General features: G+C 62.4%; 19 protein-coding genes and 3 pseudogenes. 7 read left to right on the top strand and 15 right to left on the bottom strand.

All coding sequences use genetic code 11. The features are described from left to right. Positions 1 to 39: 39 nt before the first annotated feature. Positions 40 to 1,590 (top strand): annotated as a pseudogene (tnpC, locus tag MGMSRV2_RS11595) (IS66 family transposase); the annotation flags it as partial. Between the two features lie 109 nt (positions 1,591 to 1,699). On the opposite strand, the gene MGMSRV2_RS22185 reads toward tnpC (MGMSRV2_RS11595), so the two are convergent. From MGMSRV2_RS22185 to MGMSRV2_RS11575, 4 genes and pseudogenes are all read right to left on the bottom strand, one after another. Then, a complete protein-coding gene (locus tag MGMSRV2_RS22185; protein ID WP_024080549.1) occupies positions 1,700 to 2,290 on the bottom strand; it encodes an ATP-binding protein in 591 nt (196 codons plus the stop codon). Next, a pseudogene (gene istA / locus MGMSRV2_RS11585) lies at positions 2,287 to 3,753 on the bottom strand (IS21 family transposase); the annotation flags it as partial. The pseudogene istA and the gene MGMSRV2_RS22185, both read right to left, overlap by 4 nt. Then, a complete protein-coding gene (locus tag MGMSRV2_RS21700) occupies positions 3,734 to 4,090 on the bottom strand; it encodes a transposase domain-containing protein (protein WP_084028065.1) in 357 nt (118 codons plus the stop codon). The pseudogene istA and the gene MGMSRV2_RS21700, both read right to left, overlap by 20 nt. Positions 4,091 to 4,119: 29 nt before the next feature. Beyond that, on the bottom strand, positions 4,120 to 4,368 hold the full coding sequence (locus MGMSRV2_RS11575) for a hypothetical protein (RefSeq protein WP_041633586.1): 249 nt from the start codon (positions 4,366 to 4,368) through the stop codon (positions 4,120 to 4,122). Here MGMSRV2_RS11575 and MGMSRV2_RS11570 point away from each other — a divergent pair. Continuing rightward, positions 4,368 to 5,396 (top strand): annotated as a pseudogene (locus MGMSRV2_RS11570) (transposase). The gene MGMSRV2_RS11575 and the pseudogene MGMSRV2_RS11570 overlap by 1 nt on opposite strands. A gap of 111 nt (positions 5,397 to 5,507) precedes the next feature. Here the strand turns inward: MGMSRV2_RS11570 and tnpC (MGMSRV2_RS11565) are convergent. From tnpC (MGMSRV2_RS11565) to tnpA (MGMSRV2_RS22410), 3 genes are read right to left on the bottom strand one after another with little or no spacing between them, the layout of a single operon-like run. Next, positions 5,508 to 7,115, bottom strand: a complete 1,608-nt coding sequence (gene tnpC / locus MGMSRV2_RS11565; protein WP_024079059.1) for an IS66 family transposase — start codon at positions 7,113 to 7,115, stop codon at positions 5,508 to 5,510. A gap of 57 nt (positions 7,116 to 7,172) precedes the next feature. Continuing rightward, positions 7,173 to 7,520, bottom strand: coding sequence for an IS66 family insertion sequence element accessory protein TnpB (gene tnpB, locus MGMSRV2_RS11560; RefSeq protein ID WP_024078582.1), 348 nt, complete (start codon positions 7,518 to 7,520; stop codon positions 7,173 to 7,175). After that, positions 7,517 to 7,882 (bottom strand): IS66-like element accessory protein TnpA, encoded by a 366-nt coding sequence (tnpA, locus tag MGMSRV2_RS22410; RefSeq protein WP_024079338.1) that lies wholly within the window; start codon positions 7,880 to 7,882, stop codon positions 7,517 to 7,519. Before tnpA (MGMSRV2_RS22410) ends, tnpB (MGMSRV2_RS11560) begins: the two co-directional genes overlap by 4 nt. A gap of 203 nt (positions 7,883 to 8,085) precedes the next feature. Here tnpA (MGMSRV2_RS22410) and MGMSRV2_RS11550 point away from each other — a divergent pair. Both MGMSRV2_RS11550 and MGMSRV2_RS11545 read left to right on the top strand, forming a co-directional pair. Next, a protein-coding gene (locus MGMSRV2_RS11550; protein ID WP_144084247.1) for an IS630 family transposase occupies positions 8,086 to 9,047 on the top strand; the annotation gives its coding sequence in 2 pieces (ribosomal slippage) (positions 8,086 to 8,434 and positions 8,434 to 9,047; 963 coding nt in all). Between the two features lie 82 nt (positions 9,048 to 9,129). Continuing rightward, complete coding sequence (locus MGMSRV2_RS11545; RefSeq protein ID WP_024080543.1) at positions 9,130 to 9,354, top strand: hypothetical protein; 225 nt, start codon at positions 9,130 to 9,132, stop codon at positions 9,352 to 9,354. A 15-nt stretch (positions 9,355 to 9,369) separates the two neighbouring features. On the opposite strand, the gene ftsZ is transcribed toward MGMSRV2_RS11545, so the two are convergent. The 4 genes from ftsZ to mamY form a co-directional block, all read right to left on the bottom strand. Next, positions 9,370 to 10,299 carry a cell division protein FtsZ gene (gene ftsZ, locus MGMSRV2_RS11540; protein WP_234016313.1) on the bottom strand — a complete coding sequence of 310 codons (930 nt, stop codon included), beginning with the start codon at positions 10,297 to 10,299 and terminating at the stop codon, positions 9,370 to 9,372. A 47-nt stretch (positions 10,300 to 10,346) separates the two neighbouring features. Continuing rightward, positions 10,347 to 12,278 (bottom strand): magnetosome biogenesis transporter MamZ, encoded by a 1,932-nt coding sequence (gene mamZ, locus MGMSRV2_RS11535; RefSeq protein ID WP_041633585.1) that lies wholly within the window; start codon positions 12,276 to 12,278, stop codon positions 10,347 to 10,349. Then, complete coding sequence (gene mamX / locus MGMSRV2_RS11530) at positions 12,262 to 13,071, bottom strand: magnetosome protein MamX (RefSeq protein ID WP_024080540.1); 810 nt, start codon at positions 13,069 to 13,071, stop codon at positions 12,262 to 12,264. Before mamX ends, mamZ begins: the two co-directional genes overlap by 17 nt. Positions 13,072 to 13,233: 162 nt before the next feature. Further along, positions 13,234 to 14,349: a liposome tubulation protein MamY gene (mamY, locus tag MGMSRV2_RS11525; protein WP_024080539.1), complete on the bottom strand. Its 1,116-nt coding sequence runs from the start codon at positions 14,347 to 14,349 to the stop codon at positions 13,234 to 13,236. A 302-nt stretch (positions 14,350 to 14,651) separates the two neighbouring features. Between mamY and MGMSRV2_RS11520 the strand changes: the two genes are divergently transcribed. From MGMSRV2_RS11520 to MGMSRV2_RS11510, 3 genes are read left to right on the top strand one after another with little or no spacing between them, the layout of a single operon-like run. Next, complete coding sequence (locus tag MGMSRV2_RS11520) at positions 14,652 to 15,632, top strand: hypothetical protein (RefSeq protein ID WP_024080538.1); 981 nt, start codon at positions 14,652 to 14,654, stop codon at positions 15,630 to 15,632. Positions 15,633 to 15,660: 28 nt separating this feature from the next. After that, positions 15,661 to 16,566 (top strand): hypothetical protein, encoded by a 906-nt coding sequence (locus tag MGMSRV2_RS11515; RefSeq protein ID WP_024080537.1) that lies wholly within the window; start codon positions 15,661 to 15,663, stop codon positions 16,564 to 16,566. A gap of 6 nt (positions 16,567 to 16,572) precedes the next feature. After that, positions 16,573 to 17,538, top strand: a complete 966-nt coding sequence (locus tag MGMSRV2_RS11510) for a protein kinase domain-containing protein (RefSeq protein WP_024080536.1) — start codon at positions 16,573 to 16,575, stop codon at positions 17,536 to 17,538. Between the two features lie 216 nt (positions 17,539 to 17,754). Here MGMSRV2_RS11510 and tnpC (MGMSRV2_RS11505) read toward each other — a convergent pair whose 3' ends face one another. From tnpC (MGMSRV2_RS11505) to MGMSRV2_RS11490, 4 genes are all read right to left on the bottom strand, one after another. Continuing rightward, a complete protein-coding gene (tnpC, locus tag MGMSRV2_RS11505) occupies positions 17,755 to 19,362 on the bottom strand; it encodes an IS66 family transposase (protein WP_024079059.1) in 1,608 nt (535 codons plus the stop codon). Positions 19,363 to 19,419: 57 nt separating this feature from the next. Continuing rightward, a complete protein-coding gene (gene tnpB / locus MGMSRV2_RS11500; protein ID WP_024078582.1) occupies positions 19,420 to 19,767 on the bottom strand; it encodes an IS66 family insertion sequence element accessory protein TnpB in 348 nt (115 codons plus the stop codon). Then, positions 19,764 to 20,129, bottom strand: a complete 366-nt coding sequence (gene tnpA, locus MGMSRV2_RS22405) for an IS66-like element accessory protein TnpA (RefSeq protein WP_024079338.1) — start codon at positions 20,127 to 20,129, stop codon at positions 19,764 to 19,766. The genes tnpB (MGMSRV2_RS11500) and tnpA (MGMSRV2_RS22405) overlap by 4 nt, the downstream gene beginning before the upstream one ends. 798 nt (positions 20,130 to 20,927) lie before the next feature. Beyond that, positions 20,928 to 21,779 carry a CZB domain-containing protein gene (locus tag MGMSRV2_RS11490; RefSeq protein ID WP_024080535.1) on the bottom strand — a complete coding sequence of 284 codons (852 nt, stop codon included), beginning with the start codon at positions 21,777 to 21,779 and terminating at the stop codon, positions 20,928 to 20,930. Between the last annotated feature and the right edge of the window lie 411 nt (positions 21,780 to 22,190).

The raw sequence follows: 22,190 nt of genomic DNA, 5'->3' as shown, positions 1-22,190 counted from the left end.
TCAGGAGTCAGCGGTAGGATTTTGTGATTCCATCGGGGCATGAAGACCCGCCGTCAAACCCCGTCCGATGATGTCGCCGCGCTGAAGGCCGCGCTGCTTCGGGCCGAGGCGGAACTGGCGGTTGCGAGGGCCAAGGCCGCCGACGATCAGGCGCTGATCGCCCACCAGAAACTGCAGATCGAGAAGCTGAACCGCGCGCTTTATGGTTCCCGCGCCGAACACACGGCGCGGCTGATCGATCAGATGGAATTGCGGTTCGAGGAGCTGGCGGCGTCGGCCACCGAGGACGAGATCGCCGCCGAGCAAGCCGTGGCCAAGACCACCAACGTGGCCGCCTTCGCCCGCCAGCGACCGGCGCGCCAGCCTTTCCCCGAGCACCTGCCGAGGGAGCGCATCGTCGAGCCGGCGCCGGCCACCTGCGCCTGCTGCGCCCGGCTGCGCAAGCTGGGCGAGGATATCACCGAGACGCTGGAGGTAATCCCCCGCCAGTGAAAGGTGATCCAGCGGGTCCGCGAGAAATTCACCTGCCGCGACTGCGAGAAGATCAGCCAAGCGCCGGCGCCGTTCCACGTTACCCCGCGCGGCTGGGTCGGCCCTTCGCTGCTGGCGATGATTCTGTTCGAGAAGTTCGGCCAGCATCAGCCGCTCAACCGTCAGGCCGAGCGCTATGCCAAGGAAGGCGTGCCGCTCAGCCTGTCCACCCTGGCCGATCAGGTCGGTGCCGGCTGTGCCGTGCTGGAGCCGCTGATCCGCCGCATCGAGGCCCATGTCTTCGCCGCCGAACGGCTGCACGGCGACGACACCACCGTGCCGGTTCTGGCCAAGGGCAAGACCGACACTGGCCGATGTTGGGTCTACGTGCGCGACGACCGCCCCTTCGGCGGGCAAACTCCACCAGCGGCCATGTTCTACTATTCCCGCGACCGGGGTGGTGAGCATCCCCAGGGGCATTTGGCCACCTATGCCGGGTTGTTCCAGGCCGACGCCTATGGCGGCTACAACAAGCTCTGCGCGCCCGACCGCGAGCCGGGTCAGATCCTGGAAGTGGCCTGCTGGGTCCATGCCCGCCGCACATTCTTCGTCATGGCCGATCTCGCCGAGAGCGCCCGCCGCAAGGCGCAGGGCAAGACCACGGCCGTGATCTCGCCGCTGGCGCTGGAGGCGGTCCGGCGCATCGACGCCCTGTTCGAGATCGAGCGGACCATCAGTGGCGAGACGGCCGAACGGCGCCGCGCCGTCCGCAAGGAACTCAGCGCCCCCTTGGTCGCCGATCTGGAAAGCTGGATGCGCGAGCAACGCGCAAAGCTCTCGCGCGGCAATGACCTCGCCAAAGCGATGGACTACGTGCTCAAGCGCTGGCCCGCCTTCACCCGCTTCCTTGATGATGGCCGTGTCTGCCTGTCGAACAATGCGGCTGAACGCGCCCTCCGCGGAATCGCCTTGGGCCGGAAATCGTGGCTGTTCGCCGGCTCCGAGCGTGGCGGGCAGCGAGCGGCGGCCATGTACAGTCTGATCGTCACTGCCAAGATGAACGATATTGATCCGCAAGCCTGGCTGGCCGATGTGCTGGCCCGCATCGCCGCCCACCCCGCCTGAAAGCTACGGCGGGGCCTCCGGCTTTCACCGGATGCTTACGCCAAAGCCCAACCCAAACAAAAATTTGACGTGCTAATCTCGTCCTATGGTATACTGATCAGCATCACAACACGGCTTGGATGTCCCCATGTACCCTCCCTCCATGACCGGAATGAAGCTCGCGGCATCGAAATTGCTCTCGGGAGCGCTTTTGGCCCCCCCCCCTGACCATTAGCATTGGACCCGGACTTGTCGCTATCGGCATATTTGGCGCCGCCTGCATCAGCGTATACATGTACACAGTGAACTCGCTGTCCCATGGCAAGTCTAGCCTTTCTGTCGCGACACCGCCGATTTGAAACGCCTCACTTCCACCGGAAGCGGAAAAAGGAAACCGGCAGGCCGCCAGCCTAAGGGCTAGGGCCGTGTGCGTCTTGCCGGTGCCGGAATTGCCCAGCGCGATGACGTTTTCGCGCCGGGTGATGTAGTCGCAACGCGCCAGATCGAGGACCAGCATCTTGTTGAGCGAGGGGATGGCGGTGAAGTCGAAGCTATCGAGCGATTTGACCGCTGGAAAGCGGGAATGGTCGATGCCCTCGGCGGCGCAGAGCTGGGCCTGCTTGTCGTATTCACGCAGAAAGGTCGGCAGCTTGAGGGTTTTCAGGTGATGGGCCAGCAGAACCTGCGGCAGAGCCGTCTCGGCTGATGTCGTCATGTCGCTTCTCCCAGCAAGGCCATGTAATCGGCGGCGGCCGTGGTCTTGACCTCCATGCCGGGCAGGAAGGGATAGGCCGACAGATCCAGTCGCGGCGGACGCCGCTCGATCCGGCATAAGGTCAGGTGCTTGATGGCATCGAAGGCGATGGCACCACGCTCGATGGCATCCTTGATCGCCGCCGTCACCGGCGCCAGCGGGAAGACCTCCAGCAGTCGCAGAACCTGAACGAACTCCCGTCGTCCACGTTTGTCCATGCGGGCTTCCAGCAGGCGGCGCAACTCGGCGAACACATCGGGCAATTGCCATCCTTGGAGTGGAGCGGCTTGGTCCAGTGCGCCGGTCTTCTGCTCCAGCAGGGCGAGATAATGCAGGGGATCGAACACGAAGTCGGCACTGTCGTATGACCGGGGATGACGGGCGATCAGCTCGTTACAGTGGGCAATCACCACCTCATCGACAAACCCCTTCACCAACACCTCGCGGTGACCGAACTGGGTCGGGACCGAATAGTCGTTGCAGCGGTAGCGCACCAGGCTGAGCGAGCTGACCCGGCCAGGGCGTTTGTCGCACGGCTCGAAGGGAGCGGCAGGCAATGGACGGAAGACGGCAAGATCAGCGGCCAGCCGCTCACCTATGGTCTGGTGGTGGCCCCGCAGCACATCACCATGGCGCTCCAGACTGCGAGCCAGCAACATGGCATTGAGCGCGTCGAAATCAGCGGCCACCGGCTTGGGCACCATCCAGTTGCGCCGGGCGTAGCCGACCAACCCCTCGACCTTGCCCTTGTCATTGCCCTTGCCGGGGCGCCCGAAGCGATCCGTGAACAGGTAGTGGGACTGCAACTCGGTGAAGGCCCTCGTCCGCTTCCGCTTGCCGTCGCCGAGAATCTTGGCCACCGCCAGCGTCGTGTTGTCGTAGAGGATCGACACCGGCAGGCCGCCGAAACGGTCGAACGCGGCGACGTGACCATCCAGAAACGCCTCGGTGGTCTCCGCCGGATACGCCTTTACGAAGGTCGCATCGGAGTGCGGCAGGTCCATGCAGAAGAAGTGGATCTTGCACTCCACCCCGCCGATGACGGACAGCGCCTCGCCGAAATCCACCTGCGCATGGCCGGGTGGATGGTACAGCGGCACGAACATCTCCTTCGATCGAAGCCGCCGCTCGGCAACATATTCTTTGATGATGGTGTAGCCGCCGGTGAACCCGTGCTCGGCCTTGAGACGCTCGAAGATCCGCTTCGCCGTGTGTCGCTGCTTCACCGGCATCTTGGGATCATTGGCCAGAATTTGGTCGATGATCCCGGTGAACCTGTCCAGCTTCGGCCGTGCGGCTGGCTCCTTCCGCCGATACCCCGGCGGCACCGAGAAAGCGCACATCTTGTCCACCGTCTTGCGCGCAACGCCGAATAATCGCGCAGTCTCTCGCCGGGACCGGCCTTCAACGAAGACCGACTGTCGGGGATGCGATGCCGATGTTCAATCTGATCATAGCTTTCAACGAAAAGGTGGTGGTCGAGACTTTCCACATGTCCGAATAAAGGACATCTTCCGTGGTTGAATGGCGAAAGATGACAATCGCGCCCCCACCCGGCCAGAACCTTACCCTTCTGGGTGTAGCGTATGGCATTGGCGACCAAGTTTCGCAGAATGGTCGTAAGCGATGTTCTCTGGCCACGGCCTTGAGATCGGCGGGGATCTGGTAAGCCCAGGGCAGAAGCTCGTCGAGGCGGCTCTGTGGATGGCCCGCGACGATACGGCTGATGGCATCGACGAAGTAGGCATGCGGTTCCGCCATTTAATTACTTAATTTCATTGCCGCCCCGCTTACCCCCAGAAATCGAAGAAGGGAATCCACAGCGCGTCCGACAGGGGCGCAATTGGTGGTTCTGGCGCTTTGGTGCGGGCGTCGCCCTCCGCCAACATGGCGGCCTTCCTACGAGCGACCAGTTGCGCGAGGGCGGCCTCCGCAATGTCCCGCGCCTCCGCTTTCGCAAGCTGGACGCCTCCAAAAACCCTGGCGATGAGGGCGGGGCTTTGATTCAATGACGGGATCGTGGCGGTGAGGTTGGGCAATGAAGGCACCGGGTTTTTTCGACGTTGAAGCATGTCTGGCGGGTCTTTCGAAGAAGGGCGACGTGCTGGAGCACTTGAACCGGACGATCGATTTCGCGCGGTTCCGTCCTGACCTGGAGCGTACGGTTCCGCGCTCGAATGGCGCCAAAGGTGGTCGTCCGCCGTTCGATCATGTGCAGATGTTCAAGGTGCTGATCCTGCATGGGCGATGAGGCCACGGAATATTTCATGCGTGACCGCCTGACCTGGAAGTGGTTCCTTGGGCTTGGGCTTGGGATTTCCGATCCGGTTCCCGATGCCAACACGATCTGGACCTTCCGCGAGCACCTGACCAAGGCCAACGCCATCAAGGGTCTGTTCGAGCGCTTCGATGCAGGCTATCTGGCGATGTCGGGCAATTCACCATTGTCGCCGCCCCCAAGCAGCGCAATACCGATGGTGAGAAGGCCGCGATCAAGGCCGGAACCATTCCCGACGCCTGGAAGGACAAGCCAGCGAAATTGCGGCAAAAGGACCGCGATACGCGGTGGACGGTGAAGTATTCCAAGGCCAAGCCCCGTGAGGATGGCCAGCCGCAAGTGGATCTGGCCGTCCCATCCCTCGGCTACAAGAACCACGTTCCGGCGGATCTGGCGCATGGGCTGATCCGCAAATGGCTGGTGACGGATGCGGCAGCCCATGATGGCGCCCGGTTGCCCGATCTACTCGACAAGACCAATACGGCGAGCGGCGTCTGGGCCGACACGGCCTATCGCTCGGAAAAGAACGAGACGTTTATGGCGAAGAACGGCTTCGTCTCGCAGGTCCATCGCAAGAAGCCCAAGGGCAAGCCGATGCCAGACAGAACCCGCAAGGCCAATGCCCTCAAATCCATGGTGCGCTATATCTTCGCTCACCAGAAGGGGCCAATGGCCGCCATCGTCCGCACCATCGGCAAGGCCAGGGCGGAAACCAAGATCGGCATGATCAACCTCGCCTACAACATGCTGCGTCTCATGTGGCTTGAGAGGAAACGTGCGCCCGCTTGAGGGCAAAACCAGGGGAATATTGCCTGAAACCACCAATGTCCTGCGGAAGTCGGCGCCGATAGGGCCTGACTAACGTATCCATCCGGTGAAGGACGCAGGGGGGGGGCGGCGTCAGGCGGCGACGGCGGAGGCCGGGTTGGCGTTCCGCCAGTTCCAGGGCAGGAGTTCGTCGATGCGGCTGGCGGGGTGACCCGCGATCCGTGCAAGGACATCGGCCAGCCAGGCTTGCGGATCGATGTCGTTCATCTTGGCTGTGACGATGAGGCTGTACATGGAGGCGGCACGCTGTCCACCGCGGTCGGACCCGGCGAAGAGCCAGGACTTCCGGCCGAGCGCGATGCCACGAAGGGCGCGTTCGGCGGAATTGTTGGTCATGCAGACGCGGCCGTCGTCGAGGAAGCGGGTGAAGGCGGGCCAGCGTTTCAGCATGTAGTCCATGGCCTTGGCAAGATCGTTGCCTCGCGACAGACCGGCGCGCTTCTCCGTCAGCCATCGTTCCAGGTCGGCGACCAGGGGGGCGCTGAGCTCCTGGCGGATCGCCCGCCGCCGGTCGGCGTCCTGGCCGCTGATGGCGCGCTCGATCTCGAACAGGGCGTCGATGCGCCGGACCGCCTCCAGCGCCAGGGGCGAGATCACCGAGGCAGCCCGGCCCTCGGCCTTGCGGCGGGCATTGGCCGCCAGGTCGGCTAGGGCGAAGAACGGACGCCTCGCATGCGCCCAGCAGGCGGCCTCCAGGATTGGCCCGGGTTTTCGGTCGGGCAGGTAGAGTGCGCCATAGCCCCCATAGGCGTCCGCCTGGAGCAGCCCGGCATACCCAGCGAGATGGGCCTGGGGGTGTTCACCTCTCCGGTCGCGCGAATAGTAGAACATGGCCGCCGGTGGTGCCGGTCCGCCGAAGGGGCGGTCGTCGCGGACATAGACCCAACATCGGCCGGTGTCGGTCTTGCCCTTCGCCAGGACGGGCACCGTGGTGTCGTCGCCATGCAGACGCGCGGCGGCAAACACATGGGCCTCGATGCGCCGGATCAACGGCTCCAGGGCGGCGCAGCCGGCGCCCACCTGGTCGGCCAGCGTGGACAGGCTGAGCGGCACACCCTCCTTGGCATAGCGCTCGGCCTGGCGGTTCAGCGGCTGGTGCTGCCCGAACTTCTCGAACAGGATCATGGCCAGCAGGCTGGGGCCGGCCCAGCCGCGCGGGGTCACATGGAAGGGCGCCGGCGCCTGGCTGATCTTCTCGCAGTCCCGGCAGCTGAACTTCTCGCGGACCCGCTGGATGACCTTCCACTGGCGCGGGATCACCTCCAGGGTCTCGGTGACGTCCTCGCCGATCTTGCGCAGACGGTCACCGCCGCAGCAGGAGCAGGCCGACGGAGCCGGCTCGACCACCCGCTCGCGCGGCAAATGCTCGGGAAACGGCTTGCGGGCAGGCCGGTTGCGGGTGAAGGCCGCCACGTTGGTGGTGCGCGCCGCGGCCTTCTCGGCGGTGATCTCGTCCTCGGTGGCCGCCGCCGCCAGTTCCTCGAACGCCAGCTCCATCTGGTCGATCAGGCGGGCCGAGCGTTCCGCCTGGGGGCCGTAGAGTTCGCGCTTCAGTTTCTCGATCTGCAGCTTCTGGTGCGCGATCAGCGCCTGGTCCTCGGCGGCCCTGGCGCGCGCGACCGCCAGCTCCGCCCTCAGGGCGTCGATGTCGTCTGTCGGGGTCTCGCGGCCGATTTCCATGCCCCAATGGAATCATAAAACCCGGCCGCTGACTCGCTAAAAATGTGGGTTTCCGCCCTATCCGGCACTTCGCGGGCGGAAGGTGTGGCGCGGGTTGCGCCAGTCGATCCCGTCGAGCATGTAGGCCAGTTGGGCCGACGAGATCGCCACCACGCCGTCAGCCGGAGAGGGCCAGATGAACCGCCCCTTCTCCAGGCGCTTGGCGTACAGCGACATGCCCAGGCCGTCGTGCCAAAGGACCTTGATCAGATCCCCCCGAGCACCCCGGAAAACGAACAGGTCACCGGCGTGGGGATCGCGGCCGAGCGCCTCCTGCACCTGCAGCGCCAAGCCGTTCATGCCGCGCCGCATGTCCGTCCGCCCGACCGCCAGCCAGACCCGGACGCCCGTCGGAACCGGGATCATCGCCGCTCCAGCACGTCCAAGACCCGGCACAGCAGCTGGGCACCGACACCATCGCCGACACGGACACGGTAGCCACCAGCCAGATCGATCTCCACCACGCCGGCAGAAGAAGAGGCTTCCTTCCGCCCGGAGGCCGCCATGTCCTCGGCCACCACCACCGGCACCATATGGGCCGGCACCGTCTCGCCCTGTTGTCCCCCGAAACGCTTGCGCCAAGTGAAAACCTGATTGTCGTTGACCCCGTACCGCCGCGCCACCCCGGCCACAGAGGCCCCGGGCTCGTAGGTCGCCGCGACGATCTCCCGCTTCAGATCCTCAGGCCAAGAACGGTTCCGCCGCCGCCCGGTCGAGTTTCTGTCCATAAATGAATCCGTGGACACTTCCGCCAACTTCAACGCCAATCAGGCGATCAGCTTCGCCGAAGCTCACCCGGCCGGGAAGGCGGTCCACGCCGGAGGGATACTGACTAGAGCGGTTTCACGCCGAGCGGAATCGGTAGAGGATTCCCCCTGAGGTCATTTTGTGATTCAACATCTTCGGTAACAACGCTCCCGAGGATGATGCGATGACGTGGCGCTCAGGGCAGTCCTATTCTCAGGACTTGCGCGATAGAGTTTTGGCGGCTGTGGACAGCGGCATGAGCGCCTACGAGGTGGCGCCGCTGTTCCGGGTGAGCGTTTCGTACATCTACAAGGCCCAAGGCCGCCGCCGGGCCACCGGCGAGACGACGGTGAAGCCACGGCCTGGGCGGCCAGGACAGAAGCTGGCGGCTCACCTTGAGGCGTTGCAGGCGCAGATCAAGGTCGAGCCCGATGCCACGCTGGCTGAGTTGCGCGCCTGGGTTCTGGCCGAATTGGGCGTGTCGATCAGCGTCGGCGGCCTGTGGAACACGCTTGAGCGGCTCGACCTCAGTCTGAAAAAAAGAGTGCGCATGCTGCCGAGCAGGAACGTCCCGACGTAGCCGAAGGACGCATCGCCTGGCGAGCCGAGCAGCCGGCGCTGGACCCAACCCGCTTGGTCTTCCTTGATGAAACCGGGGCATCGACCAACATGACCCGGCGCTACGGACGGGCGCCGCGCGGTCAGCGGCTGCTGGCTGCGGTGCCGCACGGTCATTGGAAAATGACCACCTTCGTCGGGGCGCTCCGGCATGACGGAATCTCCGCCCCCTTCGTCATCGACAAGGCGATGAATGGCGCGATCTTCCTGGCCTATGTCGAGCAGGTCCTGGCTCCGACCTTGCGGCCCGGCGACATCGTCGTAATGGACAATCTGCCCGCCCACAAGGTGGCAGGGGTCAAGCAACTCATCGAAGCCCGAGGGGCCACCCTGCGGTATCTGCCGCCCTACTCCCCAGACCTCAATCCCATCGAGCTCGCCTTCGCCAAGCTCAAGAGCCTGCTGCGAAAGGCGCAAGCCCGCACCATCAACACCTTATGGGACGTGATCGGAAAACTCATCGACCTGTTTCCGCCCGAGGAATGCGCCAATTTCTTCGCCCACGACGGATATGGACGCTCGATGTGAAAATGCTCTAACACCACAGCCGATCCGATCAGGCCAAAATCAGGCCAGCGCCGAGGTTTTTGGAGGCGTCCAGCTGGCGCTGATGTCGGACGACCTGACCCGGCGGGCTTGGCTGGTGGGGCATTCCCGCCGGATGATCGCCGTCATCCGCCAGAATATCGGCTTCGCCATCGCGTTGAGGGCCGTCTTCATGGTGTTGGCGGTTTTTGATATCGCCACCTTATGGGGAGCCATTGCGGCGGATATGGGAGCTGCTCTTCTGCTGGCCTTCAATGGATTGCGCCTGCTGAGGGCCGCCGATGCTTGATTCTTCCGGAGCGGCTCAGGCGATACCGGTGGCGACCACCGAGACCCGCATCTTGCCGTCCAGCTTCTCGTCGAAAGTGGATCCGAAGATGATATTGGCGTCGGGCGCCACTTCGGTGCGGATACGGTTGGCGGCCTCGTCCACCTCGAACAGCGTCATGTCCATGCCGCCAGTGATGTTGATCAGCACTCCCTTGGCCCCCGCGATGGAGGTGTCGCCCAAGAGCGGGTTGGAGATGGCTGCCTCGGCGGCCTTGACGGCGCGCGGTTCGCCCTCGGCCTCGCCGGTGCCCATGATGGCCTTGCCCATCTCGCTCATAACTATGCGAATATCGGCGAAATCCAAATTGATGAGCCCGGGCTTCACTACCAGATCGGTGACGCTACGCACGCCGGAATTCAGAACGTTGTCGGCCATCTTGAAGGCATCAATGAAGGTGGTGCGTTCAGAGGCGATGCGAAACAGGTTCTGATTGGGGATGATGATCAGGGTGTCGACGACGTGCTGCAATTCCTCAATGGCGGCTTCGGCCGTGCCCATGCGATGACCACCCTCGAAGTGGAAGGGCTTGGTGACCACGCCGATGGTCAGGATGCCCCGCTCGCGCGCGGCCTGGGCAATGACCGGAGCGGCGCCGGAACCGGTTCCGCCGCCCATGCCGGCGGTAATGAACACCATATTGGCGTCGTCGATAGCGGTCAGGATGTCGTCGATGCTCTCTTGGGCAGCCGAGCGGCCCAGTTCGGGACGTGACCCCGCACCCAGGCCTTTGGTGACATAGCCTCCAAGCGGAATGCGCCGGTCGGCCAAGCTTAACCCCAGGGCTTGGGCGTCCGTATTGGCGGCTATGAATTCCACGCCCTCGATCTTGGACAGAATCATGTTGTTGACGGCATTGCCGCCCGCGCCACCGACGCCGATCACGATGATTCTGGGACGTATCATTGTCATGTCTTCGCAGAAGCTAATGGGTTCAACGCCAAAAATACCATTTAGCCGATTCGCAGGGCGCGCAGCACATTGCCGCCCCGCCACTGGTAGAAACGGTACCACAGAAGAACTATGACGGCCGCCGCATAGACATAGGGTTCGCCATTCTCGTGGTTGGCAGCAAGGATGAAATGCAGCGCCACCAGGGCATTGATGACATAGGTGGCCCTATGCAGCCTTTTCCAGCGTTTGCCGCCGATCTTCTTGATCTGGCTGTTGGTGGAGGTGAAGGCCAGGGGGATCAGCAGGAGGAAGGCCGCCAGGCCGAGCAGAATGAATGGCCGCTTGTAGATGTCGCTCGCCATGTCGCCCAGATTAAGCGCCCATTCCAGGGTGACATAGGCCAGAACGTGCAATACCGCGTAGAAAAAGGCGAACAGGCCGATCATGCGCCGGTACTTGGCCAGGGACTTGATGCCAGTAATCTCCTGCACCGGGCGCATGGACAGCGAGATGATCAAGAAGGTGAAGGCCCAATCGCCCAAATAGCGGTTGACGAAACCGACCGGGGCCTCGCCCAGAGAGCCGTTGGAGAAATATCCTTCGATAACGCTGCGCCCGATCAGCCAGACGAAGGGGAGGGCCGCGGTCAGGAACACCAGCGGCTTCCAATCCACCTTGCGGGTGGATTTAAGGTGGTGATCGCAGGTCTCATCAATGCCGTTGGCCAGCAGCCAGGCGGCGTAGAGGGTCACCAGCATCTTGCCGGTTCCCATCAGGATGAATGGCGCGCGCGGGCCAAGCGCATCGAAATAATAGCCGCCACTTTGCACCAGCATGACGGTGCCAAGGCCGCCCACCAGATAGCCCGCCCCAACCATGGCGCCCAGGATCGGCTTGGGCGAGACGTCCACAGTCAGGACCTGAAGAGTCACGAAACATCCGGCATGGCCGATGCCTACCATCAGCAACGGCAAGGCCACCAGCCAGTTGAAGGGATTGGCGAACATTCCGAGCCAGATATAGCCGACCGCCGCCAGGGAAAGGCTGGCCCCGATGGCGGAAATGCGGCTGTGGCGCTCGATGAAGGATCGCCACAGCGGGATTGCCGCCAGAACCGCCAGCCCCAATAGACCGATCATCACGGCGGCATGGGCGGTGGCGTAGGTGCGGGTCACCCCCACCAGATCCGACACGGAAATGCACCACAGCGAGAAGAAAAGGCTGAGGATGATCACGTCGGCGCGGGTGTAGAAGGCGGCGGCGAAGGCCAATTGCAAGCGCGGGTCGCTGGTGATCACCGACCAGACTTGCCGAAGGGGATGCTCGTCTCCCGTGGGCGCTTGCTGGGGCTGTGCTACATCCCGCAAGGATTCGCGCGTCATCTGGAACCCGGCGATGCCGATCAGCAGCGGCAGGCACATGATGATGAACACACCGCCCTTATAATCGGCCATCTGCATGATGATGGCCGACAGCATGGTGCCGCCGAAGACCATCATGAACACCAAATTTCCCATCAGGCGCGGCCGGTTGGCCCGCGAGGAGACATCGCCCACCAGGGTGGAAAGCTGCAACTGGACGGTATCGGCCCCCACTGTCAGCAGCACCCGGGTCAGATAGAACAGCACCAGCCCGGCGGCACCGAAGGCGAGCCCAATTTGCAGGCTGAGCAGGGACATGGCCGCGCCAGCCACCGCGATCAGGAAGCCCGTGGCGATGATCCGAACCCGGCCAATCCGATCGGATAGCAGGCCGAACCATCCCACGCAGACGATGGAGACGATCTCTGCCACCACCTGAATATCGGCGTTGACCGCGCCCTCTTTTTCGAAGGCAATGCCGAAAATCTTATCCAGCAGCAGGGGCTGGATAGAGATGGACAGCGCGGCCACCAGAGAGCCCACGGTCATCAGCAGATAGATGATATTCCATTGGGTGGGAGCGAAGTCAGCCGGTGTCGTGCCGGTGGAGGGTTTACCGCTCTTCGGCATCCACGCCTCCAACATTAGCCCACAGGCCGTTGAGATGGTCGTCACGCAGGGCACAGACTTCGCCATTGGCCATGACGCTCATGGCGTAATCCAGCCCGGCGCTCGCCTGGGTCGGGTCGCGGAAGGCGGTGCCCTTGACGAACATACCGGGACGGACCAAGCAGCCCTCCGCTTGCAGGAACCAGAGCGGGGCAAGGTCGATCCACATGGGAGGATTGATCCCATCGTTGATCTGAATATAGATATCACCCCAGACCGAGCGGGTGCCAGCGCCCGCCACGCTGACGATCTTGCCTTGATAGCGGAAGGGCACCATCCGCTCATGCGCTTCGTTGCCCAGGGGCGCCGGTGCCGGGGTAACCGCCAGCGCCACGCTCATCGCCTCGGGTAAGGGCATGCCCTGCGAGAATGCCACCGGAGCGGGGCTTGCCTTGCCGCTCTTGGCAACGCTGCCCTTCTTCACGATGGTGTGGCAACTGGCGCAGGCCATCTTCTCGCGTCCATCCACATGCGGCGCCGGGGTTCCCTCAACGATGGGCAGCGTGCCCGCGCCCGGACCGGTAGCGGCGGAAGCGGGGGTGACGATATGGCAGCTGGAGCAGACCATCTTCTCGCGGCCATCGCGATGGGGGGCGGCCATCCCAGCGACAATGGGAGGCGCCAGATCGTAGGTGTGATCTTCCCACGGATTGGCATTGAACAGCGCGGTCAGAACTAGGGCCATGCTGAAGGCAATGCCCAACGCCATGATCCAGACGGCGATGTCGGGATGTGCAACGGCTTTGGTGTTCACGGGAGTTCGACTGTGGTCAAAGTGGAGCTACCGATTCCCGATGCGCTAGCGATGAAAGTGCCGAAGTATCTCATATTCCCATACGCAATGGAATGACCATCGGCCTTCCGTCTGGACCGTAGCTGGAAATGGCGGCCATGCAATTTCGGACGTCGGCTTTCGTCACGCATCGGAGATGGGGGTTCCATCGATGAGGAAGTGCTCGGCCAGGGCCTTTTCCAAGGCCCACAACTCGCCATCCTCGAAGACGATCCGGACCAGATCATTAGGGTCGCAGGCGGACACCAGCGAGCGGATCTCACGGGCCTCGCGCAGGATTTTGGAAATCTGCTGGCGCACATTCTCGGCACCAATCGCGCATTGCTGCAATTGGTCGGAATGGTTGACGACCTCGCTGACCAAGCTGCGGAAAAAGACGTTCTTGTCACCCGCGAAATAGGCGTTAGTCAGGGTCGAAATAAACTTTTGTGTTCCCTCCCTGTCGCCATGGGCCGCGTTCAGGTGCTCGCTCAGGAGCTGGGTTGCGGTCATGCTGAGGTCATTGAGGGCCAGCCCCAGCACCTCCGCCAACGCCCGCATGCGGTCGATCCGCTGCGACGGGTCGAGGCCGGGCTCGGCGACCGGAACCACATTCCGGCTTTGGGCGATATGGGATAGTTCTTGGGTGATTTCCTGGGACAGAACCCGTTGGGAGCGCAGTTCATCGACGATGCCGTCGCGGCTGTCACGGCTTGCCTCCACCAACTGGGTGGTGGCCGAGATTTGCGCTTCCAGCTGCGCCGTCACTGTCTCGCGGTATTCGCGGAACATTTGGGCCAGCAAGGCCAGGGGGTTTTCGTCGCCTGAATCCGGCGAGGGCGCGGCGAGGGCGCGGTTGTCCTGATTGATCTGGACCAACTGGGCGGTGGCCTCGACTTGGGCTGCCACCTGGGCGGCAACGGCATCGCGATGTTCGCGGAACAGATCGGCCAGCATGGTGACCGCCTCTTCGGAAACAGGATCCCGCTGGGACAGGGTGGAAATTTCAGACTTCACGCTCTCGACGGTTCTCACAATCTGCGAGAGCATGAAGATCAAAACAATCAGAGCAATCGGAAGTGAAATGGTTAGAACTAGAATAAAAATCTCGTGGGGGAGCATTGAGAAAATATTATTCCAGCCACTGAAAGCGGTGACAAAAAGAAGTGATAAGACAGCCCAGGAGAACGATCCGACATATACGATGCGGGCTCCTCCGTTAATCGTCTTTGATACATTGTTGACAAAGTTCATCAACATAAGGGCTGCTCCCGTGGTGGCTGTGGTGGTCGCCAAAATGTTCTGGTGTGTATAGGATACTGCCACAGTAACAGCAAGCTGACCGGCAAGGTAGCTTGGACACAAGGGATAGATATGGCTTTGTGGCGAGTCCGTCAATACCGGAAGATGCGCATTAATCGCAACACCGCCTTTTGTTTGTGAGGACCTGCATTGCCTAATATGGCTGTGTACATGCGTGGGGCGATTATGGTAATCGCTAAATATCAACATGTTGTGGGTCGTGCACTTGTCATGGCTGACTGAGCGACCAGGAGGCGAGCATGAGCTATTCCCAGGAAATCAGCAGGGAGTGCAAGGGGGTGTTCCTGTTCTTGGTTGATCAGTCGAGATCCATGAACAAGGAGTTTGGCCCCGATCAGTCTGGACGGATGGTCAGCCGCGCCGTGGTGGTCGCCAATGCCCTGAACGGCACCTTGGAGGAACTGGTCAACCGCTGCATGCGCGACGAAGGCGTGCGCGATTATTTCGACATCGGCATCATCGGTTATGGCCGCACCAACCGCCCGGAGTTCTGCTGGCGGGGTGCCTTGGCTGGTCGTCGGCTGGTTCCCATCTCGGAGGTGGCCGACAACGCGGAGATCGAAGAGGTGGACATCGAAACCGAGGTGCGTGGGCAGGTCCTGATCGAGCGGCTCACCCTTTCGCGTTGGATCGATCCGGTGGGAGTGGACAGCACCCCCATGAATGCCGCCTTCCGTCTCGCCCATTCCACCCTGGACGAGTGGGTTCGACACAATCCGGACTCGTTCCCTCCGGTGGTCATCAATGTCACCGACGGAATGGCCAACGACGTCAATACGGATGCCGAGCTTCTGGCGACATCGCGGAATTTGACCGGTTTGAAGACCTGCGACGGGAATGTGCTGCTGATCAACTGCCACATTGCGGGCGGGACTGATGCGCCGGTGGTGTTTCCCTCATCCGCAGCGGAATTGCCGCGCGATCCCTATGCCAAGCTGCTGTTCGACATGTCGAGCGAATTGTCCAACCGGCATCGCGCCGTTATCTGCGAGGTGTTCGAGCGCGATATGGCAAGTGCGCCGATCATCAAAGGCATGGCATACAATGCCGACGCCACGGCGCTGCTCAAACTGCTGGATATCGGCACCCGTCAGGCCATCGGCGTTTCTACTCCCTTCGAGCCCCATGTGGCGCTGGGGGCGGTTTCCGACCTGGTTGTCGTCGAGTCCTTCGAGATTGAAGAACCCGTGATGCAGGTTGAATTCGGGGATCAAGGTTAGTCAGCCATTGCTTCGGAAATGCCTTCCCATGCTCTCATGGACCGCCCAGGGCCGATCGGTCGTTAAGCCCCGTAATGACAGCTTCGCCAGCGGCGACCAACTGCTGTGGCGGCAGAACGAGGACCGGCTGCGGCTGACGAGGACGCCTGATGGTCTGTTGGCGGCGGTTTCGGATGGGGCTGGCGGCGCGGGGCTGTTCTGCGGTCCTTGGGCAGAGACTCTGGTGACGCGGCTGCCCAAGACTCCCATCACGAGCATGAAGGCGCTGAACCAGTGGATGGATGGATTCTGTCTGAACTTTCGTGCGGATCATGCCGCTCTGTCCAAGGCTACCCCGGCCCGGCACAGTAAATTCATCCGGGAAGGTTCATTCGCAACGCTGGTGGCGGGGTGGTTGGCTTATCGGCGGGGGCGCGCCATGCTGCAATGGCTGGGCTATGGCGACAGCCAGCTTATGGTGTTCGACCGGACGGGGCGGCAGCCGGCTCTGGCCGCTAGCTATCCGGCGACACTTTCGGCGCTGGACCGCGCCCCCTTTTTGCTTAATTGGAAAGACATGCCGCGTGAGGCCAGCCTTCATGGGGGCGAGATGGTGTTGCCGGATCGGGCGACGGTGGTTCTGGCCTCGGACGGAATTGGTCAGTATCTGCTGCTGCGGACCCTGGCCAGTCTTCCAAGGTCCCAGGCTTCTGGCGGAATGTTGAATGAGTTCATGAGGTTAAGCGGTGGCGAGAGCAAGCTTGGGCAGGCCGCCCGTGCCCACCGCGCCACGCCGGGCCCAGGCATATCCGGCGAATTGGCGACGCTGCGCGATTGCCTGAAATCGGATATGTCTTTCGCCGTGCGTATCCGCGCACTCTGCGATAAAGGATTGCTGGCCAATGACGATGCCACACTGATCATGATCGATGTCGATCTTACCCGGAACCGGTGATCCTCAATGCCCCTTCCCCTGATCAACGACTACAAGACGGCCATCGCCAATGCCAAGGGGCGGTTTGCGACTTTGGAATTCGAGCCGCGTCTGGATGCCCGCCGCAGCCCGGTTTTCCTGGCCGGCAATTTTGCCGGTGTGTTCAGGGTCGTGACCAGGGACGGGGAACATCTCGCCATCAAGTGCTTCACCCGTGAAGTGCCCGATCTGCCGCGCCGATATTCCGCTGTCGCAAAATTTTGCCGGTCCGCCCAGTGCCCCTATGTGGTGCCTCTGCAATTTCTGTCGGCCGAGGTGTTTGTCACATCCCGCGTCGCCCCCCATGCTGATTATGCGGTGGTGACCATGCCATGGATCGACGGTCGCAGTATTGGCGCTGTCGCTGAGATCCTGTGCCAAAGGGGTAATGCCGCGGCGCTGGCCGGGTTGACTCGGGCCTGGAGCCGTCTGTGCCTGGATCTGCTACAACGCGGCATCGCCCATGGCGATTTGAAGCATGACAATATCCTGGTCAGCCAGGACGGCCGCCTGAAGCTGATCGACTATGATTCCATGTACCTGCCCGAATTGAAGGGGCTGCCCTCGACCATGTTGGGCGGCATCAATTTCCAGCACCCCAAGCGCGACGTTCGGCATTTCGATGCCGCCATCGATCACTTTTCCATGTTGGTCATTTTGCTGTCATTGCGGGCTTTGACCTTTGGGCCGGAGTTGTTCCGCTGCCACCACAACGGCGAGAACCTGATCCTGACCAAGGATGATTTTACCCGGCCGGAGGGGTCGGATCTGCTGAAGGTATTGGCGGTCAGCCCGGATTTTCATGTTCGCGACTGGACATCGCACCTGATCAAATCGGCCAAGGCTCCTTCCATCGGCATTCCAGGTATGGATGTCATCCTTAAGACGGCGGCCAAAATCGATGCGACTCCGGCTTTGCCGCCAAAGAAGGCGTTGTTTTCGTTCTTTTCCTGAGCCTTGCCCTTTTTCTCGCGGCATTACCGAAGCGGCTACGCCAATCAAAGCGTCAAGATGCGGAGTCGTCCAAAGGCGCCGCCAATTCGTCCTTTGGAGGTGCAGGCTTTCGGTCCCGGTTGGCCCGAGGCTCCAGCTTCAGCTTTTGCTCCAAGCCCTTTCACCGCGCCCGCTTTGCCGTATCCATCCGGTGAAGGACGCAGGGGGGGGGCGGCGTCAGGCGGCGACGGCGGAGGCCGGGTTGGCGTTCCGCCAGTTCCAGGGCAGGAGTTCGTCGATGCGGCTGGCGGGGTGACCCGCGATCCGTGCAAGGACATCGGCCAGCCAGGCTTGCGGATCGATGTCGTTCATCTTGGCTGTGACGATGAGGCTGTACATGGAGGCGGCACGCTGTCCACCGCGGTCGGACCCGGCGAAGAGCCAGGACTTCCGGCCGAGCGCGATGCCACGAAGGGCGCGTTCGGCGGAATTGTTGGTCATGCAGACGCGGCCGTCGTCGAGGAAGCGGGTGAAGGCGGGCCAGCGTTTCAGCATGTAGTCCATGGCCTTGGCAAGATCGTTGCCTCGCGACAGACCGGCGCGCTTCTCCGTCAGCCATCGTTCCAGGTCGGCGACCAGGGGGGCGCTGAGCTCCTGGCGGATCGCCCGCCGCCGGTCGGCGTCCTGGCCGCTGATGGCGCGCTCGATCTCGAACAGGGCGTCGATGCGCCGGACCGCCTCCAGCGCCAGGGGCGAGATCACCGAGGCAGCCCGGCCCTCGGCCTTGCGGCGGGCATTGGCCGCCAGGTCGGCTAGGGCGAAGAACGGACGCCTCGCATGCGCCCAGCAGGCGGCCTCCAGGATTGGCCCGGGTTTTCGGTCGGGCAGGTAGAGTGCGCCATAGCCCCCATAGGCGTCCGCCTGGAGCAGCCCGGCATACCCAGCGAGATGGGCCTGGGGGTGTTCACCTCTCCGGTCGCGCGAATAGTAGAACATGGCCGCCGGTGGTGCCGGTCCGCCGAAGGGGCGGTCGTCGCGGACATAGACCCAACATCGGCCGGTGTCGGTCTTGCCCTTCGCCAGGACGGGCACCGTGGTGTCGTCGCCATGCAGACGCGCGGCGGCAAACACATGGGCCTCGATGCGCCGGATCAACGGCTCCAGGGCGGCGCAGCCGGCGCCCACCTGGTCGGCCAGCGTGGACAGGCTGAGCGGCACACCCTCCTTGGCATAGCGCTCGGCCTGGCGGTTCAGCGGCTGGTGCTGCCCGAACTTCTCGAACAGGATCATGGCCAGCAGGCTGGGGCCGGCCCAGCCGCGCGGGGTCACATGGAAGGGCGCCGGCGCCTGGCTGATCTTCTCGCAGTCCCGGCAGCTGAACTTCTCGCGGACCCGCTGGATGACCTTCCACTGGCGCGGGATCACCTCCAGGGTCTCGGTGACGTCCTCGCCGATCTTGCGCAGACGGTCACCGCCGCAGCAGGAGCAGGCCGACGGAGCCGGCTCGACCACCCGCTCGCGCGGCAAATGCTCGGGAAACGGCTTGCGGGCAGGCCGGTTGCGGGTGAAGGCCGCCACGTTGGTGGTGCGCGCCGCGGCCTTCTCGGCGGTGATCTCGTCCTCGGTGGCCGCCGCCGCCAGTTCCTCGAACGCCAGCTCCATCTGGTCGATCAGGCGGGCCGAGCGTTCCGCCTGGGGGCCGTAGAGTTCGCGCTTCAGTTTCTCGATCTGCAGCTTCTGGTGCGCGATCAGCGCCTGGTCCTCGGCGGCCCTGGCGCGCGCGACCGCCAGCTCCGCCCTCAGGGCGTCGATGTCGTCTGTCGGGGTCTCGCGGCCGATTTCCATGCCCCAATGGAATCATAAAACCCGGCCGCTGACTCGCTAAAAATGTGGGTTTCCGCCCTATCCGGCACTTCGCGGGCGGAAGGTGTGGCGCGGGTTGCGCCAGTCGATCCCGTCGAGCATGTAGGCCAGTTGGGCCGACGAGATCGCCACCACGCCGTCAGCCGGAGAGGGCCAGATGAACCGCCCCTTCTCCAGGCGCTTGGCGTACAGCGACATGCCCAGGCCGTCGTGCCAAAGGACCTTGATCAGATCCCCCCGAGCACCCCGGAAAACGAACAGGTCACCGGCGTGGGGATCGCGGCCGAGCGCCTCCTGCACCTGCAGCGCCAAGCCGTTCATGCCGCGCCGCATGTCCGTCCGCCCGACCGCCAGCCAGACCCGGACGCCCGTCGGAACCGGGATCATCGCCGCTCCAGCACGTCCAAGACCCGGCACAGCAGCTGGGCACCGACACCATCGCCGACACGGACACGGTAGCCACCAGCCAGATCGATCTCCACCACGCCGGCAGAAGAAGAGGCTTCCTTCCGCCCGGAGGCCGCCATGTCCTCGGCCACCACCACCGGCACCATATGGGCCGGCACCGTCTCGCCCTGTTGTCCCCCGAAACGCTTGCGCCAAGTGAAAACCTGATTGTCGTTGACCCCGTACCGCCGCGCCACCCCGGCCACAGAGGCCCCGGGCTCGTAGGTCGCCGCGACGATCTCCCGCTTCAGATCCTCAGGCCAAGAACGGTTCCGCCGCCGCCCGGTCGAGTTTCTGTCCATAAATGAATCCGTGGACACTTCCGCCAACTTCAACGCCAATCAGGCGATCAGCTTCGCCGAAGCTCACCCGGCCGGGAAGGCGGTCCACGCCGGAGGGATACGGTGAACCTCAATACGAAGCGCTAACTAATGACCTGAGACCGGAGCCGGCGCGCTTTCGGTCGGGGGCAAAGCCTCACTTGTTACGCCGTCGGCGAGTTCACCCAGTTCATTACGGCCACAAGAGCCGCTCGCACTTTAGCAGAGGAATTTCCGGATCAGCAGGCTGCGTCGTTTAAGGCTACCGCCAATTCGTCTTTGTTAGGGATGGGCTTTCGGTTCCGGTTGGCATAGAGGTAATAGCCGAGTGCAGCAATGCCAGCCCCCAGTAAAACCGGCCCCCATGCCCCAAGTCCAAGGCCTAGACCCAAACTGATCCCATGACCTGAGGCAGCACCAGCTCCGGTGCTCCACACTATGGGAGTGGCTGACTTGGCTCCCACAACCACCTTGCCGACAGCGGTGCCACATGGCCCAATGCCGCCCAGACCGGTACCTGCTCCGGTTCCTGCCCCTGCGCCTGCCCCCCATCCTATTGGAACGCCTTTGGCGCCCACAGCCATTTTGCCAACAGTCGTGGTACTGCATTGCCCGAGGCCCAGCCCCGCCCCAGACCCGGTCTTTGCACCAAGACCTTTTAAGGCACCCGCCTTGCTCCCTAAAGCGGAGCTTCCGTTCATAGGGCAACCCTGGCCAGCGGGCATAGAATGAAGACGCAAAGGCATGATGAGCTATCCTTCAAGGCAGCTTGTGGTAGGCTTAAAGTTTTGAACTTCCTGCCGACAGGACATGGGAATCGGCCAGCTCAACCTGTAGGCGTGTCAGGAGGGTGATGATCTCGCCACTCAGGACCAGAGCTTCCTCATAAGCCTCGTCGGCAGTGCGAAGCTTTCCGTGATTGAGAGATGAGATGACTATGTCAACCTCCCGATGGAATCGCTTGTGGACGGCATCAAGGTTTTTTAATGCCTCGGTGGCACCCAACTCCCTCATGGCGGTACCATGTATCCAAATTCCGAGGCTGCACTCATCGCTTGGTTGGGCACGCATAGCTTTACCATGGCCGCGGAACGCCGATTGAAGATCGCGGATCCATTTTAGATGGACAAGCCGAGCACCTGTGACGTTCAAAGTATGACGACCACTGCCAGCCCCGCCTAAAGCCTGAATAGAAATGATGTTGAGGGGGAGTGGTTTTGGGAAAAACGCTCTCATCAACCGAGACGGAATGTCATTGGGTTGGGCGCTGCTGATTGCGGCCTCAATGACATCGAGTTCAAGTGAGGTCAGTAAAAACAGTATTTCGCCACTAAGCTTGCGAACGGCTGCCAGCTTTTCCACAGCGCGCTCGGCCTTGCCAGCTGCGCATGCAGACAAAGTTTCTTCGGCAAGATGGTGAAAACGCTTATGAGCAGTTTTCAACTGCCAGACAGCTCCCAATTTTCCATAACGACTGAGGCCAGTACCGTAAATCCAGGCGCCAAGATCGCAATCCTCATGACCCATTAACGGTTCTTGCGTCCCTTCACCGTTCACGGTGGCCTCCAATGCCGCCTCCCAACGAAGATGGGCCAGCCTGGCGGCGTTGACGTCTAGTTCGGTAGCGATCATCGTATTCGGTCCTTGAGTGTCTAGGATGCCTGTCTGGTGTGGAAGCGCCCCCTGTATAAGCAGCAATGGGGGCGGTATCACTGACATTTGTCAGCGATCAGACTGAAGCAGAAAAATTTTGTTCAGATAGGGCGAGAGGATTATGCGAGAGAGCCAAATTCAAGCCGCTTGGCATGGTAATCCCCCCGTTTTTAGCGGGGTCCGAACATAGAATTCATGCTGCCAATTTCAGTTTCTGGGCGGGTGTGATACCGCCGATGCCCATATTGGGGCGGTCATGGTTATAGATCCATAGCCAAGGCCCCAACCGCAGTTCCCGCCCGATCCCCCTGGAACGGATTCTGAGTTATCTCCACGTTCCTCATGCCGATGATCAGGCCGAATTGGTCAAAGAGCACCGGCAAATTGATC

Origin of the sequence: Magnetospirillum gryphiswaldense MSR-1 v2 (assembly GCF_000513295.1) — a bacterium.
In the GTDB taxonomy this organism is placed as follows: Bacteria; Pseudomonadota; Alphaproteobacteria; order Rhodospirillales; family Magnetospirillaceae; genus Magnetospirillum; species Magnetospirillum gryphiswaldense.
Note: the sequence above shows the minus strand (reverse complement) of the source record. Positions and strands in the feature narration are given on the sequence as shown.